The following is a 17,066-nucleotide window of genomic DNA, read 5'->3' as shown; positions in this document are numbered from 1 at the left end:
CAGCAACGGAAGATGTGTGCGTAAGTATGCGCGTACTGGGTAGAACAGGCGCACCGCCTTGTCAGTACCCGGTGTTGGTGCTAACGTCCTCTTACAATTTCTGGGCCTGAGCCGCCCCCTATCAGCATGACAAGACATCTGTTGCCCGCGGCCCGCCCATCGGCCGCTCGCCCTTCTCTGCCCCTGAAAGGCCTTCGCCTTTCTGTCCTGGGTGCCGCCATGGCGGTCGCCCTGGGCGTTGCGAGCACCGATGCGAGCGCCTTCGCTTTGGGCCAATTGAAGGTGCAATCGGCACTGGGCGAGCCCCTTCGCGCTGAAATCGACGTCACCGAAATGGCGGCCGCCGAAGCCGACAGCCTGAAGATCAACGTTGCCAGCGCCGACGCTTTCAAGAACGCGGGCGTTCCGTACAACGCAGCCTTGAGCGACGTGAAGGCCACCCTGCAGCGCCGCGCCGGGGGCCAGTATGTGGTTCGCCTGACAGGCACCCGCCCGCTCAACGATCCATTCATCGACCTGTTGCTCGAAGCCAACGGCTCCTCGGGTCGCATGGTGCGCGACTACACGGTGCTGCTCGACCCGCCGGTAACGCGGCAGGCGGCGCCGAGCGCGCCCATTTCTCCTTCTGCACCGCAGATCAGCATGCCCCCGGCAGAACGCCCGGGGCAGGCTGCGGCGCGTGCACGGCGTGAGCGCGCACCAGTTGTGCCTGTTACCGCACCGCCGGCAGCCGCACCCGCGCCTGCTGCGCCTGCCAATTCGGCTCCGCAAGCACCCAGCGCTGCGGCGCCGGCTCGCGCTGCGGGCGGCGGCGAGCAGGTCACGGTACAGCGCGGCGATACCGCCAGCAAGATTGCCGGTGCCCACAAGCCGGCCGACATATCGCTCGACCAGATGCTGGTTGCACTGCTGCTTGCCAACCCCGATGCATTCATTGGCGGCAACGTCAATCGCATCAAGGCCGGTGCGGTGCTCGATCTTCCGGGCGCAGCTGAAGCAGGCGCCATTCCGCCCGCGGAAGCAAAGCGCACGGTTACGGCGCAAAGCCGCGATTTCGGCGCCTACCGCCAGCGCTTGGCCGAAAACGCGCCCACGGCAAACGTGGCTGCTGCCGGCCGCAATGCCTCTGGCAAGGTGCAAGCCAATGTCGAAGACCGCAATGCCACGGCAAGCGCACCCGACAAGCTGACGATTTCGCAGGGCAGCGCGACCGCCCGTGCCGCCGAAGAAAAGGTGGCGCAGACCCGCCAGGCACAGGAAAGCAACAACCGCGTCGCGGAGCTTTCGAAGAACATCAACGATCTGGCCAAGCTCAAGGCAGCCACCGGTTCTGCGGCCCCGGCCGCAGGCGCGGCGGCAGCTCCGGCACCGGCAACCCCGGGCATTTCCGTTCCCAATCCAGGCGTGGCCGCCACGGCCGCACCAACGGCGGCCAGCCCGGCACCGGCGGCACCAGTTGCGGCGGCGCCTGCTGCACCCGTCACCCCGACTGCAACGCCCGCTGCTGCACCCGCACCCGCACCCGCAGAAGCAGCGTCGCCCGCCACGGCAGCAATGCCCGCAGCCTCCGCTCCCGCCGCCGCCGCGGCACCTGATGCCAATGCAACGGCCGAAACCATGCCCGGCGCTCCCGCCGCGGCTGCAAGCGCTGCCGCTCCGGCGCCGGCACCCAAGCCGGTAGTCAAGGCCGCCCCGCCGCCGCCTCCGGTAGAACGCAGCTTCTTCGACGAGTTGATGGACAACCCGCTGATGCTGGCTGGTGCGGCACTGATCGCACTGCTCATCGGCTTCCTGCTGTACCGCGTGCTGGGCCGCCGGCGCGAGGAAATGAGCGAAAGCGTGTTCCTCGAAAGCCGCATTCCGAAAGACTCGTTCTTCGGTGCCAGTGGCGGTGAATCGGTCGACACCAAGCACCGTGGCGACTCCACCGTCTCGTCCCTGTCGTATTCTCCAAGCCAGCTCGACGCCGGCGATGTCGACCCCGTGGCTGAAGCCGACGTGTACCTTGCCTATGGCCGCGACCTGCAAGCCGAGGAAATCCTGCGTGAAGCCCTGCGCGTCAACCCCGACCGCACGGCCATTCACCTCAAGCTGCTCGAAATCCACGCCAAGCGGCGCGACGTCCGCGCTTATGAAGGCCTGGCTACCGAGGTGCACAAGCTGACCAACGGCACCGGCTCCGACTGGAACCGCGTGGTCGACATGGGCAAGGACCTCGATCCGGGCAATCCGCTGTACGAATCGGGCACAGCCCGTGGCGGAGTGAGCCCTGCCGAGAGCGCCGCTTTCGCAGGCGCGCTGGCCACTGCGGCCAAGCCCGCTACTGCAACGCCCCCTGCCGCAGCGCCCGCCCCAGTGGCGGCAGCTGTCGCCGCGCCGGCCTTCGTTCCGTCGGTTGCACCGCTGGACTTTGACCTGGACCTGAGCCAACCCGCGGCACTCGCTCCGACCGCCGCCCCGGTGAGCGCGAGCCTGCCGAAGACCGCTTACGCACCCGCCTCAGCTGCACCTTTGTCCAACGGCCACGCGCATGCACCGGCACCCGTCGACCTGGAAAACGACTTCGACACCGCTCCCGGCGCGCTGGCCCCGATCAGCCGCCCCGTGGGGCTGAACGATGCCAACGACAACACCCGCCCAGCCACGCTGCGCAGCGCCGACAGCCTTCCGGCGGATTCGGGCTTCATCGAATTCGACATGAGCGCACTGGCCGGCCTTCCCGCCCGCCCGGTGGCCGGCACCGCCGAAACAACCCCTCCTGCTGCAGCCATGCCGCAAGACGACGGCGACGACAGCCCCCACGCGGTCAAGCTGTCGCTGGCCCGCGAGCTGCAGGCCATCGGCGATGTCGAAGGCGCCCGCTCGCTGGTGGAAGAAGTCGAAGCCGAAAGCGCCGGCGACCTCAAGTCCCAGGCAAGGCAATTGCTCGCCGAGCTGCGCTAAGCGGCTTTCTCCCTGTTTCTGAATTCGTGAGGCTGGCGCTAGGCATCCGCTACAACGGCCAGGCGTACGAGGGCTGGCAAAGCCAGCGCTCGGGCCGCACGGTTCAGGACAAGCTGGAAACTGCGCTCGGCAAATTTGCCGCACAGCCCATCGGCACGCTGTGCGCGGGCCGCACCGACGCTGGCGTGCACGCGCTCATGCAGGTGGTGCACTTCGACACCGACGTCGAACGAGAGCCCTTCTCCTGGATGCGCGGCACCAACCGCTACCTGCCCGACGACATCGCCGTGCAATGGGCGCACCCGGTGCCCGACGAGTTTCATTGCCGCGCCAGTGCCCTGGCCCGCCGCTACCTCTACGTGCTGTCGCAATCACCGGTGCGGCCGAGCCTCAATTCGGGCCGGGTCGGCTGGTCGATGCATGCGCTCGACGCCGATGCCATGCGCGCGGCGGCCGCCCTTTTGGTGGGCAAGCACGACTTCAGCTCTTTTCGCGCCTCTGCTTGCCAGGCGCGCTCGCCCGTCAAGGACCTTCGGCGCATCGATATCACGCGCCACGGCGAAGGCGATCGCTGCCGCTGGCACTTCGAGTTCGAAGCCGATGCTTTTCTGCACCACATGATCCGTAATCTAATGGGCTGCCTGGTTCGCATCGGCCGCGGCGACGAGCGGCCTGAATGGATCACCGAGGTGCTCGAGGCGCGCAGCCGCAAGGTGGCTGCGCCCACTTTCTCCGCCGACGGCCTGTACTTTCTGGGGCCTTTGTACGACGCCAAGTGGGGTCTGCCGGCCGAGGCCACGCTGCAAGCTGGCGGCGCTCCTTATGATGGACCGCCATGAGCTCGCCCCGCACCCGCATCAAGATTTGTGGCCTTACGCGCGAGGCCGATGTGGATGCGGCAGTCGAGGCCGGCGCCGATGCCGTCGGCTTCGTGCTCTACGCCAAGAGTCCGCGCGCCGTAACCGCGGAGCGCGCGGCAGATCTGGCCTCGCGCCTGCCGCCGTTCATCACACCGGTGCTGCTGTTCGTCAACCAGGCCGCTCCTGAAGTCGTAGCATCCCTCGCGCGCGTCAAGGGCTCGATTGCGCAGTTCCACGGCGAAGAAACGCCCGAGCAATGCGAAGAAGCTGCCGGCCAGGGCCGCTTTCGCTACATGCGCGCCGCCCGCATTCCACTGGGGGCTGCCGGAGCCGGCTTCGACCTCGTAAAATACGCTTCCGATTACTCCCACGCCCAGGCCATCCTGCTCGACGCGCATGTCGAAGGTTACGGCGGTGGCGGCAAGGCATTCGATTGGTCACTTCTTCCACCCGCCGTCGACGCTCACCTCGTCTTGAGTGGTGGGCTCACACCTGCAAACGTGAGCGATGGCATTCGCATCCTGCGGACGCGCTGCAAGACGCTGTCCGTTGATGTGAGCTCGGGCGTCGAAATAGACGGCCCGGGAAACAAGGGCCTGAAGGACGCCGAAAAAATCCGGCAATTCGTCGCAGCTGTCAGAGCTGCGGACGCCTCGTCCTTCTCCAGTTAGCCGCCGCACCCGATCGTGAATTCGGGCTGCGGCCCAACACGATCGAGAACCATGCAAAGCAACTACCAGCAACCAGACGCCACGGGCCATTTCGGCAACTACGGCGGCACCTTCGCTAGCGAAACGCTCACCCACGCAATCAACGAACTGCGCGACGCGTACGCCAGGTTCAAGGACGACCCGGCGTTTCTCGCCGAATTCCACTACGAGCTGAAGCACTTCGTCGGCCGCCCCTCCCCGGTCTACCACGCTGCGCGCACCAGCCGCGAGATGGGCGGCGCGCAGATCTATCTGAAGCGCGAAGACCTCAACCACACCGGCGCGCACAAGATCAACAACGTGATCGGCCAGGCGATGCTCGCGCGCCGCATGGGCAAGCCGCGCGTCATCGCCGAAACAGGCGCGGGCCAGCATGGCGTGGCCACGGCCACCATCTGCGCACGCTACGGCCTCGAATGCGTGGTCTACATGGGCAGCCAGGACGTGAAACGCCAAAGCCCCAACGTCTACCGCATGAACCTGCTCGGCGCTACCGTGGTGCCGGTGGAGTCGGGCAGCAAGACACTGAAAGACGCGCTCAACGAGGCCATGCGCGACTGGGTGACCAATGTGGAAAACACGTTCTACATCATCGGCACCGTGGCCGGCCCTCACCCCTACCCAACGATGGTGCGCGACTTCCAGAGCGTGATCGGCACTGAATGCATCGAGCAGATGCCGGCCATGCTCGCGGCGCAAGGCATTACCGGCGAAGCGGAAGGCCGGCAGCCCGACGTGGTGGTGGCCTGCGTGGGCGGCGGCAGCAACGCCATGGGTATTTTTCACCCCTACATTCCGTTTGAAGGCACGCGCCTGGTGGGCGTGGAAGCCGCCGGCGAGGGGCTGGACAGCGGCAAGCATTCGGCCTCCATCCTCCGCGGCAGCCCCGGCGTTCTGCACGGCAACCGAACCTACCTGCTGCAGAACGAAGACGGCCAGATCACCGAAACCCACAGCATCAGCGCCGGGCTCGACTACCCCGGCGTGGGCCCGGAGCATGCCCACCTGGCCGACATTGGCCGCGCCGAGTACGTCGGCATCACCGACACCGAAGCGCTCGAGGCCTTTCACTACCTGTGCCGCACCGAGGGCATCATTCCGGCACTCGAATCGAGCCACGCCGTGGCATACGCCATGAAGCTTGCCAAGACCATGCGGCCGGACCAGTCGATCCTGGTGAATCTCTCGGGCCGAGGCGACAAGGACATCGGCACCGTGGCCGACCTGTCGGGTGTCGACTTCTACGACCGTCCCTCGATGCGCGGCCTGAGCGTGAAGGGAGGCAAGTGATGAGCCGCATTGCCGCCACCTTCGACGCGCTGAAAAAAGACGGCCGCCGCGCATTGATTCCCTACGTGACGGCCGGCTTTCCCTTTGCCGACATCACGCCCGAGCTGATGCACGGCATGGTCGAGGCCGGTGCCGACGTGATCGAGCTCGGCGTGCCGTTTTCGGACCCCATGGCCGACGGTCCGGTGATCCAGAAGGCCGGCGAAGACGCATTGGCCATGGGCGTCGGAATGAAGCAGGTGCTTGCCATCGTGAGCGAGTTTCGCAAGAAAGACCCGACCACGCCGGTGGTGCTGATGGGCTACGCCAATCCGGTCGAGCGATACGACCTCGTGCACGGCAAGAAGGCGTTCATTCGCGATGCATCCGCCGCCGGGGTCGACGGCCTGCTGGTGGTCGACTACCCGCCCGAAGAATGCGAGGACTTTGCCGCGGAACTCAAGGCCGCGAACATCGACCTGATCTTCCTGCTGGCCCCCACCAGCACCAGCGAGCGCATGGCGCAGGTCGCGCGCATTGCGAGCGGCTATGTCTACTACGTGTCGCTCAAGGGCGTGACGGGCGCTGGCCACCTCGATACCGAGGCCGTGGGCCAGATGATCCCGCGCATCCGCGAGCATGTGAATATCCCTGTCGGCGTGGGCTTCGGCATTCGCGATGCGCGCACGGCCCAGGCCGTGGGATCGGCCGCCGATGCGGTGGTGATCGGCACCAAGATCATCCAGCTGATCGACGGGCAGCCGCGCGAAAAGGTTGTGCCCGCCGTGCGCGAATTTCTTGCCGGAATCCGCGAGGCGCTCGACGCCCTGCCCGCAGCTACCCCCAAGAACGCGGCTGGTCGATAATCGCGGTTGCCCTCACCCAGCCCCTTTTCCGCATTGCGGAAAAGGGGAGCTAATTCGGAGTCCTATGAGCTGGCTTGAAAAACTGCTACCCGCCAAGATCGCACAAACCGACCCGTCGGAGCGCCGCCAGGTGCCCGAGGGCCTGTGGATCAAGTGCCCCGCCTGCGAGACGGTTCTCTACAAGACCGACCTCGAACACAACCAGAATGTCTGCCCCAGCTGCAGCCATCATCACCGCATCGGCGCCCGCGCACGGCTCGACGCCTTCCTCGACGCTGAAGGCCGCTACGAAGTCGGGCAAGAAGTGCTCCCCGTCGACGCCCTGAAGTTCAAGGACAGCCGCCGGTATCCCGAGCGGCTCAAGGAAGCGCTCGAGAACACCGGTGAAACCGATGCACTCGTCGTCATGGGCGGCTCGGTCCACAGCATCAGCGTGGTCGTGGCCTGCTTTGAATTCGAATTCATGGGCGGCAGCATGGGCAGCGTGGTCGGCGAGCGCTTTGTGCGCGGCGTCGAAACGGCCATCGAACAGAAGGTGCCGTTCATCTGCTTCACCGCCACCGGGGGCGCGCGGATGCAGGAAGGCCTGCTGTCGCTGATGCAAATGGCCAAGACCAACGCGGCGCTCACGCGTCTCGCGAAAAAGGGCCTGCCCTACATCAGCGTGCTGACAGACCCGACCATGGGCGGCGTTTCGGCCGGCTTCGCTTTCGTGGGCGATGTGGTCATTGCGGAGCCCAAGGCGCTCATCGGCTTTGCCGGCCCGCGCGTGATCGAATCAACCGTGCGCGTAACGCTCCCTGAAGGTTTCCAGCGTGCGGAGTTCCTTCAGACCAAGGGCGCCATCGACTTCATCAGCGACCGCCGCGAGCTTCGCAAGACCATTGCGAGCACGCTGGCGATGCTGCTGCGTCAGCCCGCCGACGCAGTCATCTGACAGACGGGAAATCCTGCCGGGCGGGCCTCAGCCCAACCGGTAGGCCCAGACCAGCAGGTTGCCCAGCACAATGGCAATTACCTGCAGCACCACAATGGCGGCCAGCGGCGACAGGTCCACGCCGCCAATCAGCGGAATGAATCGGCGGAACGGCCGCACCAGCGGCTCGGCCAAGCGCGAGATCAGGTCGAGCAGCATCGGCGACGCGCCCGGTATCCACGACAGCACGGCATAGACCACCAGCAGCGCGGTAAGGCCCGACACCGCAAGCTGCATCAGACCCACCAACGAGACCAGCGGCAGCGCCGCAATCCGCCCCAGGTTGCCGATCAGCAGCCACAGCAGCAAGAACTTCACGATCACCAGCAGCCAGGCCGCAATTGCGCTCGCCAGGTCCCAGCGCTTGACCGATGGCACGATGCGGCGAAGCGGCAGCACGATCCAGTCGGTAATCGCAAACACGAAGCGCCCGAGCGGATTGCCGAAAGGCACCCGGTGGTACTGCATGTAAAGGCGCAGCAGGCAAGCGCCGCCGAGCAGGCCGACGATCACGTCGAGAAGAAACGAGGGGATCTGGTAGAGCATGGCGCAGGGTCGTGAGCGGAATGCGATGATAGCCATGCAAGGTTCCTCGATGACGACACAGCCCCTTCTGCATTCACTGCCATTGTTCCCGCTCGGTACGGTTCTGTTTCCGGGCGGTGTGCTTCCACTGCGTATTTTTGAAGTACGTTATCTCGACATGGTGGGCAAATGCCGCAAGGCCGATGCGCCGTTCGGCGTAGTCAGCCTCACCAGCGGCAGCGAAGTACGCAAGGCCGGTGCCGATGCCGAAAGCTTTGCCGCCATCGGCACGCTGGCCGTCATTCGCGAGTTCGACTCGCCCCAGAGCGGGTTGCTGCAGATCGAGTGCGTCGGCACCCAGCGTTTTCGGGTTCGCCATACCGAGTTGCAAAAATACGGTTTGTGGGTTGCCGAAGTTGAAGCCGTCATGGCAGACACCGCACTCGAGATTCCCGACGACCTCGAGCACACCGCCACTGCGCTGCGGCGCCTGGTCGATACGCTCGAAGAACGCCGCCGCGCCCAAGGTGCTGAGGCTGTGCGCTTGCCTATCGGCGAGCCTTACCAGTTCAACGACTGCGGCTGGGTGGCCAACCGCTGGTGCGAACTGGTGCCCATGCAGCTCGAATTGCGCCAGCGGCTCATGGAGCTCGAGAGCCCGTTGATGCGGCTCGAACTGGTGAGCGATCTGCTGGCGCGTGCGGGTATCACTGAATAGATTGCTACTTTTTTCATAGCGTATTGCACAGGTTTGACGGGCACTGAAGGCCGGTTCCGTTTGAACCCTATCGGCTAAAATGGCGGGTTGCGCACGCTCCAGTTGCGCCCTCCTCCGCTCTCCATGTCCGACCACCTGATCCCTTCCATTCCCACGCCTGCTGCGGCCCCAGCTTCCGCACCTGCTGCCGACGACAACCAGCTCATCGCTGAACGCCGCGAAAAGCTCAAGCTGCTGCGCACCGCACAGGCCGAGGGCAAGGGTGTCGCGTTTCCCAACGACTTCAAGCCGGGACACCGTGCGGCTGCCTTGGTCGCTGCGCACGGCGCCACAGAAGCCGAAGCACTCGAAGCGCAGGCCGTTACCGTGAGCGTAGCCGGCCGCATGATGCTCAAGCGCGTGATGGGCAAGGCGAGCTTTGCGACCCTGCAGGACGCCACCGACCGCATCCAGCTCTACGTGACGCGCGACGCCCTCGGCGAAGAGGCGTATGCCGATTTCAAGCGCTGGGACCTGGGCGACATCGTCGGTGCCGAAGGCACGCTGATGAAGACCAAGACCGGGGAGCTTTCGGTCAAGGTCTCGAAGCTGCGCCTGCTCACCAAGAGCCTGCGTCCGCTGCCCGACAAGTTCCACGGCATGGCCGACCAGGAGCAGAAGTACCGCCAGCGCTACGTCGACCTGATCACCGACGAATCGGCGCGCGTGCGCTTCACCGCTCGCAGCAAGGCCGTGAGCGCGCTGCGCGAGTTCATGGTGGCCAACGACTTCCTCGAAGTCGAAACGCCCATGCTGCACCCGATTCCGGGCGGCGCAAACGCCAAGCCTTTCAAGACGCATCACAACGCGCTCGACCAGGAGATGTTCCTGCGCATTGCGCCCGAGCTGTACCTCAAGCGCCTCATCGTCGGCGGCTTCGAGCGCGTATTCGAAATCAACCGGAGCTATCGCAACGAGGGTATCTCGGTGCGGCACAACCCCGAGTTCACCATGATGGAGTTCTACGCGGCCTACTGGAACTACCGCGACCTGATGGACTTCACCGAAACCCTGATCCGCACCATTGCCGACAAGGCCGTGGGCACCCAGCAGCTCACCTACCAGGGCAAGCCGGTCGACCTGACCCAGCCCTTCGAGCGCCTGACGATCCGCGAAGCCATCCTCAAGTACACCGACGCCGGCGACGGTGTGGACGACAGCGCGTGGCTCATCAATGCGCTGCGCAAAATCGGCCTGAGCGAAGAAAAAGACAAGCTCTCTCAGCGCAGCCTTGCCAGCCTGCAGGTGATGTATTTCGAAGAGACGGTGGAAGAAAAGCTCTGGCAGCCGACCTTCATCATGGAACACCCCACCGAGATCTCGCCGCTGGCGCGTGCCAACGACGAGCGGCCGGAGGTCACCGAGCGCTTCGAGCTCTACATCACCGGCCGCGAGTTCGGCAATGGCTTCAGCGAACTCAACGACGCCGAAGACCAGGCCGCGCGCTTCAACGCCCAAGTGGCCGCCAAGGACAGCGGCGACGACGAAGCCATGTATTACGACCACGACTTCGTTCGCGCGCTCGAATACGGCATGCCGCCCACCGGCGGCTGCGGCATTGGCATCGACCGGCTGATGATGCTGCTGACGGATTCGCCGAGCATTCGCGACGTGATCCTGTTCCCCGCGCTGCGCAGGGAATCTTGAGCGTGAAGTTACCGTCGTCGCTGCCGACGATCGGCATCGACTTCGGCACCTCCAATTCCGCCGTGGCGTGCCGGGTCGACGGCGTCGCCCGCCTGCTGCCCATCGAAGGTGCGGCCACCACGCTGCCCACCGCAATCTTCTTCAACGCCGAAGACCGCACCACGCACTTCGGCCGCGATGCCGTTGCGCTCTACCTTTCGGGCGTCGAAGGCCGCCTGATGCGTTCGCTGAAGAGCCTGCTCGGCAGCGCGCTGATGCAGGAAAAAACAGCCGTCTACGACGGCCTCGTGAGTTTCGAGGACATCATTGCGCGCTTCCTGCGCGAACTCGCCGCGCGGGCCGGCCGTGAACTGGGCGGGGTACCCGAGCGTGTGGTGATCGGCCGTCCGGTCCATTTTGTCGACGACGATTCGAAGCGCGACGAGCGCGCGGAAGAAAGCTTGCGCCATGCGGCCCGCGCCGCGGGGTTTCGCGACATCGCTTTTCAACTCGAGCCTATTGCCGCTGCCTTCGATTTCGAGCAGCGCATCACGAAAGAGTCGCTGGTGCTGATCGTCGATGTGGGCGGCGGCACGTCCGACTTCACCGTGGTGCGGGTCGGCCCCGACCGCGCGGCGCGTGAAGACCGCAGCGATGACGTGCTGGCCACCAGCGGCGTGCACATCGGTGGCACTGACTTCGACCAGCGCCTGAACCTCGACCGCGTCATGCCGGAATTCGGCTTTCGCCACACGGGGCCGCAGGGACGTGAGGTACCGAGCAAGGTGTTCTTCGAGCTTTCGTCCTGGCACCTGATCAACTGGCTTTACGCCGCCAAGGCGGTTCGGCAGGCAAAAGACCTGCGCACCAGCTACAGCGATACCCGGCTGCACGACCGGTTGATGGCTGTGCTCGAAGAACGGCACGGCCACCGCATTGCGAGCGAAGTGGAGCAGGCAAAGATCGACACCTCCGTGAATGATGCGCCTACCGCAATCGATCTTTCGTGCGCGGAAGCTGGCCTGGCTGCGTCGCTCTCGCCTGCCGACATGGCGCAGCAGCTCGCGCCCCTGCTCGAGAACGTGGTTGCCTGCGCGCACGCCTGCGTCAAGCGCGCCGGGCTGCGCAGCGGCGATCTCGACGCCATCTACCTGACCGGTGGCTCTTCGGCCCTGCGGCCATTCCAGCAGGCCCTGCGCAAGAGCTTTGCCGGCGTAACGCTCGTCGAAGGCGACCTGTTCGGCGGTGTTGCCACCGGACTCGCGTGCACCGCCTCAGCTGCATGAAATATCTCGCGGGGTATCCGCCCACGCTGCTGGCACAAGTCCGGCAACTGATCGACACCGAAGGACTCGCGCCGCTGCTGCGCAGCCGCTATCCCGGCCCCATGCACGAGGTGCAGACGGACCGCGCGCTCTATGAGTACGTGAGCGAACTCAAGAGCGACTTCATGCGCAAGGCGCCGCCCCTCTCCAAGGTGGCGTTCGACAGCAAACTGCACGTGATCCGCAATGCGCTCGGCACGCACACCACCGTTTCACGCGTGCAGGGCAGCAAGCTCAAGACCAAGCGCGAGATCCGAGTGGCGACCCTGTTCAAGGAAGTGCCCCTCGAATGGCTGCGGATGATCGTTGTCCATGAACTCGCGCACATGAAGGAGCGCGAGCATGACAAGAGTTTCTACGCTCTCTGCGAACACATGGAGCCCAGCTATCACCGGCTGGAATTCGATGTTCGGCTGTACCTGACGCATCTTGACACTGGCGGCGAGCGTCTATGGGCGAACTCGGCGGCGCCTTCGGTTTCGGGCGCGGCGCCCTAGCGAAGCCTCAGGCGCTGGTGAGGCCGGCCTTCGCCAGCACTTGCCTTGCCTGCTTGTATCCCGTCGAGCCGACGAGGGTATTCCAGTCGGGGTGCGGCGTGTCGGGCAGCAGCGCCCGCCGGCGCGCTTCGCTACCGGCTTCGGGCTGCCAGCGCGCGGCCTTGGCGACAGCACCGAAATCGTCGAGCAGTTCGTCGAGCGCCTGGCCTTGGCCGATGCTCTGGTTGCACAGCATCGCGAGGTCGCAGCCCGCATCGAGCGCTGCCAATGCGGCGTCGGCATAGCTCAGCAGCTGGCCGCCGATGTAACGCCCCGCTTCCATGCTCAGGTCATCGCTGAAGATCGCGCCGTCGAAAGCGAGCCGGGTGCGAAGCACATCCTTCAACCATTTCGAAGAGAAACCCGCGGGCCGTTTATCCACTTTCGGGTAGATCACGTGCGCCGGCATCACGGCCGTGAGCGTGCCCGACAGCCAGTCGAAAGGCCGTGCGTCATCGTCCAGGATCGCCTTCAGGCCGCGGCGGTCGACCGGAATCTCGACATGCGAATCGGCGGTGACGAAGCCATGCCCCGGAAAGTGCTTGCCGCAGTTGCGCATGCCCATCTGCAGCATGCCGTGCATCACGCTCTTTGCCAGCAGCGCAACCACCCGCGGGTCCCGGTGAAAGCTGCGATCGCCGATGACGCTGCTGCCACCGTGGTCCAGGTCGAGCACCGGCGCAAAGCTGAAGTCGACGCCGCAGGCACGCAGCTCGGCCGCAAGCACCTGGCCGGTTGCCGTCGCGGCCTTCGTAGCGCGCATCGCATCGCGCATCCACAGTTCACCCAAGGCGCGCATCGAGGGCAGGCGCGTGAATCCATCGGTGCGAAACCGCTGCACGCGGCCGCCTTCGTGGTCGACACAAATCAGCAGGTCGGGGCGAATGGCTTTCAGTTCGGCGTTGAGCGCGGTCATCTGCGCGCGGTCCCGCCAGTTGCGGGCGAAATGGATCACACCACCGACCAAGGGGTTTGCGACCCGGCGGCGATCCGCATCGTTGAGTTCCGTGCCGGCCACATCGATGATCAGCGGCGCGTGAATGGTTGTCGTTGCCAGGGTCATGCCTCGTTCTTGTATTCGACCACCACGAAGCTCGCGGCATATTCGGTCTCGTCGGTCACCGTCACGTGCGCCGTGAGGCCCTTGGCCTCGAACCATTCTTTCAATTCACCGTGCAGCACGATGACGGGCTTGCCGCTGCGCAGGTTGGCGATTTCGCACAGGCGCCAGGTCATGGGCATGCGCATGCCCATGCCGATTGCCTTGCTGAAGGCCTCCTTGGCGGAAAAGCGCGTCGCGAGATAGCTCAGGCCGCGCTTGGGCCAGCGCTCGCTGCGAGCTTTCCACACTGCAAACTCGGCGTCGCTGAGCACTTTTCGCGCGAATCGCTCGCCCTGACGCTCGAAGGTGGCTGCGATGCGGCGCAGGTCGCAAATGTCGGTGCCGATGCCGTAGATCATGCAGGCCGTGCCGATTGCGCCTCGGCGATACAGCGCAGGTATTCCCGCGTGGTGGCTGTATAGCCCAGTTCGAGCGCGTCGGCGATAAAGGCGTGGCCGATCGAGACCTCCTGGACGCCAGGCACCGCGCGGAGAAAGGCGGTCAGGTTGTCGCGGCTCAGGTCGTGGCCGGCATTCACGCCCAAACCAGCTGCTTGCGCCGCCCGGGCCGATTCGACATAGCGGGCAAGCACCGCCTGCTCGTCCGGGGTGCCGCGCGATGCGGCATAGCCTTCTGTGTAGAGCTCTACGCGGTCCGCGCCCACGGCTTTCACAGCAGCCATCATCCCGGGAATCGGATCCATGAAGAGGCTGACCCGAACGCCAAGGGCCTTGGCCTCGGCAATCACCGGGCGCAGGCGCTCGGCGTCTTCGGGAAAGCTCCAGCCGTGGTCGCTGGTCGATTGCGATTCACTGTCGGGGACAAAAGTGGCCTGGTGCGGCTTCAGTTCGCGCACGAAGTCCATCAGGTTGTGAAACGGATTGCCCTCGATGTTGAACTCGATGCCCGGCCAGTCCTTTGCAAGCAGCGCGGAGAGGTCGCTCACGTCGTGCGCGCGAATGTGGCGCGCGTCTGGCCGCGGATGCACGGTGATTCCCTGCGCACCTGCGGCGAGGCAGGCACTGGCGGCCTTGAGCACGCTCGGAATGCCCAGGTGACGCGTGTTGCGCACAAGGGCCACCTTGTTGAGGTTGACCGACAACGAAGTGGTAGCGGAATGGCCGGGAATGCTCATAGGGCTTGCAAATCTCTCATCATCTGCCGCGTGCGCAGCGTGGACACACCGCAATGGTAGTTGAGCAAGGCGCGCAGCTGGTTTCTGAGGGCACTGTTGCTGCCGGCGTTCATGGTTGCGACCTCCCGCAGCGTGGCGGTAAAGGGGGCGCGATCGTCGAGCACGCCCTGCAGCGACAGCCAATCGGCGCCGGCCAGTGCCGCCTCGCCCTCGCCTGCCAGCCGCAAACCCGCTTCCGGCACCAGGCTGTAGCGCGCCTCGGCAACGAGCGGTTCGAGCGTGAGGGTCTGAACATCTAGCGAGGGCAAGAGGCCCACTTCGCGCAGCAGCAGCAGTTCGAAGGCGCGTAATGCCGCGGCCTGGGTTGCAGCCTGCGCGCCGGCGTGGTCCCCGGCCAGGACCTGCACCACGCCCGCGTAGGCGTCGAAAAGCGCTTCGTGGGCGTCGTCCCGTGCGAGCAGGCGCAGCAGCAGTTCATTGACGTAGTAGCCCGAGAGCAGGGCCTCGCCGGTGGGCATGACGTGGCCGCCCATCCATTCGGCGCCCTTGAGCGTGCGGATCTCGGCGTCGCCGCCGTAGTTGAGTTGCAGCGGCTGCAGCGGCAGCAGCACAGGCCTGAAGTTGGAGCTCGGCCTCTTCGCCCCCTTGGCCACGAGTGCAATGCGCCCGTGGTGGCGGGTGAAGACCTCGAGAATCAGGCTCGACTCGCTCCAGTCGTAGCGATGGAGCACATACGCCGGCTCATGCGAGACGCGGTGGGCAGTCGCCACTTCATTCGTAACCGAACGACCGCACCCGAGCCTCGTCGTCGGCCCAGCCGGAGCGCACCTTGACCCACAGTTCGAGAAAAACCTTGGCATCGGCCAGCTTTTCGAGCTCGACCCGGGTTTCCATGCCGATGCGCTTGATGCGCTCGCCCTTGTCGCCGATGACCATGGCCTTATGGCCGTCACGCTCCACCACGATGGTGGCGGCAATGCGCAGCAGGCGTTTCTGGCCCTTTTTCTGCGGCGGCTCTTCCTCGAACTTGTCGATGATCACGGTCGAGGTGTAGGGCAACTCGTCGCCGGTCAGGCGAAACAGCTTCTCGCGCACCAGCTCGCCCGCCAGGAACTTCTCGCTGCGGTCGGTGAGCTCGTCCTCGGCGTAGAACCAGGGTTGCTCGGGCAGGTATTTCTCGCAGATGCCGAACAGGCGCTCGACGTCCTTCGGGTTCTTGGCCGACATCGGCACGAACTCGGCAAAGGGGTGCTTCGCCTGCATGGTCTGCAGCCAGGGCGCGATGTCGCCGCGGCGGTGCACGTTGTCGAGCTTGTTCGCCAGCAGCACGGTTGGAATGCCCTTGCCGAGCAGCTTGAGCACTCGCTCGTCGGCGGGCGTGAAGCTACCCGCCTCGACCACAAAGAGAATCAGGTCCACATCGCCGACCGCGCCCTGCACAGTCTTGTTGAGCGACTTGTTGAGCGCGTTGGCGTGCAAGGTCTGGAAACCCGGGGTGTCGACGAACACGAACTGCGTGGCACCCAGGGTGCGCATGCCCGTGATGCGGTGCCGCGTGGTCTGTGCCTTGCGCGAGGTGATGCTGATTTTTTGGCCCACCAGCGCGTTGAGCAGCGTCGATTTGCCCACGTTGGGCTTGCCGACAATGGCCACCAAGCCGCAATGCTGCGGCCCCGTTGCACCGGCTGCGTCTTCCGGGCTTTCTGCTGCTGAATTTATAGCGTCGTTCATTCTGGTTTCACGCGGCCCCGCGTGCCTTGAGCCGGATCAACATGGCCGCCGCGGCAGCCTGCTCGCCGGCACGTCGCGAGCCACCGATGCCTCGTTCGCGCAGGCCCAGCTCCGGCACCTCGCACTCGACATCGAAAGTCTGTTTATGCGCAGCCCCGAGCGTAGCCGCCACGCGGTACACCGGCAGCTTCATTTTGTGACCCTGCAGCCATTCCTGCAATTCGGTCTTCGGGTCTTTCGCGGCCGCTTCCATGCGCGGATTGATCTCGACGGATTCGTAGAGGCGGCGAACCAATGCCTCGGCGGTCACAAAGCCCGCATCGAGATAGACAGCGCCGATCAGCGCTTCCAGCGCATCAGCCAGGATCGAGGGTCGGTTGGGCCCGCCGGAGCGCGCCTCGCCTTCGCCAAGGCGCAGCAATGGCGACAACTGCAGTTCGAGCGCCAGGCGATGCAAGGTGTCCTGCTTGACCAGGTTGGCCCGCACGCGGGACAAATCGCCTTCGGGCAAGGCCGAAAGGCGGGTGTAGAGCAGGTGCGACACCGCGAGGTTGAGCACCGAGTCGCCCAGAAACTCGAGGCGCTCGTTGTGGTCAGCCGAAAAACTGCGGTGCGTTAGCGCGAGCTGGAGCAGCCGGGTGTCGGAGAACGAATGCTTGAGGCGCTCCTGCAGCGCTACGAGGCCGCCGTCCACCTTGCGTGTCG

At 65.2% G+C, this 17,066-nt stretch carries 17 protein-coding genes; 10 read left to right on the top strand and 7 right to left on the bottom strand.

What is annotated here, in order from left to right; translation table 11 throughout:
* Positions 1 to 219: 219 nt before the first annotated feature.
* From J2X67_RS02335 to accD, 6 genes are all read left to right on the top strand, one after another.
* Positions 220 to 2,943: a FimV/HubP family polar landmark protein gene (locus J2X67_RS02335; RefSeq protein ID WP_409050456.1), complete on the top strand. Its 2,724-nt coding sequence runs from the start codon at positions 220 to 222 to the stop codon at positions 2,941 to 2,943.
* Between the two features lie 26 nt (positions 2,944 to 2,969).
* Positions 2,970 to 3,782, top strand: coding sequence for a tRNA pseudouridine(38-40) synthase TruA (gene truA / locus J2X67_RS02330; protein WP_309950141.1), 813 nt, complete (start codon positions 2,970 to 2,972; stop codon positions 3,780 to 3,782).
* Complete coding sequence (locus J2X67_RS02325; RefSeq protein ID WP_309950138.1) at positions 3,779 to 4,474, top strand: phosphoribosylanthranilate isomerase; 696 nt, start codon at positions 3,779 to 3,781, stop codon at positions 4,472 to 4,474. Before truA ends, J2X67_RS02325 begins: the two co-directional genes overlap by 4 nt.
* A gap of 51 nt (positions 4,475 to 4,525) precedes the next feature.
* Positions 4,526 to 5,803, top strand: coding sequence for a tryptophan synthase subunit beta (gene trpB / locus J2X67_RS02320; protein ID WP_309950135.1), 1,278 nt, complete (start codon positions 4,526 to 4,528; stop codon positions 5,801 to 5,803).
* Positions 5,803 to 6,648: a tryptophan synthase subunit alpha gene (gene trpA, locus J2X67_RS02315; protein ID WP_309950132.1), complete on the top strand. Its 846-nt coding sequence runs from the start codon at positions 5,803 to 5,805 to the stop codon at positions 6,646 to 6,648. The genes trpB and trpA overlap by 1 nt, the downstream gene beginning before the upstream one ends.
* A gap of 64 nt (positions 6,649 to 6,712) precedes the next feature.
* Positions 6,713 to 7,585: an acetyl-CoA carboxylase, carboxyltransferase subunit beta gene (gene accD, locus J2X67_RS02310; protein WP_281149595.1), complete on the top strand. Its 873-nt coding sequence runs from the start codon at positions 6,713 to 6,715 to the stop codon at positions 7,583 to 7,585.
* A gap of 27 nt (positions 7,586 to 7,612) precedes the next feature.
* Here accD and J2X67_RS02305 read toward each other — a convergent pair whose 3' ends face one another.
* Entirely contained in the window at positions 7,613 to 8,170 is a 558-nt protein-coding gene (locus tag J2X67_RS02305) for a YggT family protein (protein ID WP_126745766.1), read from the bottom strand.
* 25 nt (positions 8,171 to 8,195) lie between these two features.
* Here J2X67_RS02305 and J2X67_RS02300 point away from each other — a divergent pair, with 25 nt between their 5' ends.
* The 4 genes from J2X67_RS02300 to J2X67_RS02285 all read left to right on the top strand — a co-directional run bounded on the left by J2X67_RS02300 (position 8,196) and on the right by J2X67_RS02285 (position 12,354).
* On the top strand, positions 8,196 to 8,867 hold the full coding sequence (locus J2X67_RS02300) for an LON peptidase substrate-binding domain-containing protein (protein ID WP_309950128.1): 672 nt from the start codon (positions 8,196 to 8,198) through the stop codon (positions 8,865 to 8,867).
* A gap of 123 nt (positions 8,868 to 8,990) precedes the next feature.
* Positions 8,991 to 10,553, top strand: coding sequence for a lysine--tRNA ligase (gene lysS / locus J2X67_RS02295; protein WP_309950127.1), 1,563 nt, complete (start codon positions 8,991 to 8,993; stop codon positions 10,551 to 10,553).
* The gene (locus J2X67_RS02290; protein WP_309950126.1) at positions 10,550 to 11,818 is read left to right on the top strand and encodes an Hsp70 family protein; all 1,269 of its coding nucleotides are present in this window, start codon (positions 10,550 to 10,552) and stop codon (positions 11,816 to 11,818) included. The genes lysS and J2X67_RS02290 overlap by 4 nt, the downstream gene beginning before the upstream one ends.
* The gene (locus tag J2X67_RS02285) at positions 11,815 to 12,354 is read left to right on the top strand and encodes a YgjP-like metallopeptidase domain-containing protein (protein ID WP_309950123.1); all 540 of its coding nucleotides are present in this window, start codon (positions 11,815 to 11,817) and stop codon (positions 12,352 to 12,354) included. Before J2X67_RS02290 ends, J2X67_RS02285 begins: the two co-directional genes overlap by 4 nt.
* 7 nt (positions 12,355 to 12,361) lie before the next feature.
* Here the strand turns inward: J2X67_RS02285 and nagZ are convergent, their stop codons facing one another.
* The 6 genes from nagZ to rnc are packed head-to-tail and all read right to left on the bottom strand — an operon-like array spanning position 12,362 to position 17,055.
* Entirely contained in the window at positions 12,362 to 13,456 is a 1,095-nt protein-coding gene (gene nagZ, locus J2X67_RS02280; protein ID WP_309950122.1) for a beta-N-acetylhexosaminidase, read from the bottom strand.
* Positions 13,453 to 13,854, bottom strand: coding sequence for a holo-ACP synthase (gene acpS / locus J2X67_RS02275; protein ID WP_309950119.1), 402 nt, complete (start codon positions 13,852 to 13,854; stop codon positions 13,453 to 13,455). Before acpS ends, nagZ begins: the two co-directional genes overlap by 4 nt.
* Entirely contained in the window at positions 13,851 to 14,630 is a 780-nt protein-coding gene (locus J2X67_RS02270) for a pyridoxine 5'-phosphate synthase (RefSeq protein WP_309950115.1), read from the bottom strand. Before J2X67_RS02270 ends, acpS begins: the two co-directional genes overlap by 4 nt.
* Positions 14,627 to 15,400 (bottom strand): DNA repair protein RecO, encoded by a 774-nt coding sequence (gene recO / locus J2X67_RS02265; protein ID WP_309950112.1) that lies wholly within the window; start codon positions 15,398 to 15,400, stop codon positions 14,627 to 14,629. Before recO ends, J2X67_RS02270 begins: the two co-directional genes overlap by 4 nt.
* A gap of 1 nt (position 15,401) precedes the next feature.
* Positions 15,402 to 16,361, bottom strand: coding sequence for a GTPase Era (era, locus tag J2X67_RS02260; RefSeq protein WP_309950111.1), 960 nt, complete (start codon positions 16,359 to 16,361; stop codon positions 15,402 to 15,404).
* A 7-nt stretch (positions 16,362 to 16,368) separates the two neighbouring features.
* Positions 16,369 to 17,055 carry a ribonuclease III gene (rnc, locus tag J2X67_RS02255; protein ID WP_309950110.1) on the bottom strand — a complete coding sequence of 229 codons (687 nt, stop codon included), beginning with the start codon at positions 17,053 to 17,055 and terminating at the stop codon, positions 16,369 to 16,371.
* Between the last annotated feature and the right edge of the window lie 11 nt (positions 17,056 to 17,066).

This window comes from Variovorax sp. 3319 (assembly GCF_031456585.1).
GTDB classification, from domain to species: Bacteria; Pseudomonadota; Gammaproteobacteria; order Burkholderiales; family Burkholderiaceae_C; genus Variovorax; species Variovorax paradoxus_P.
The sequence above is the reverse complement of the archived record's forward strand: the minus strand, read 5'-3'. Positions and strand labels throughout refer to the sequence as shown.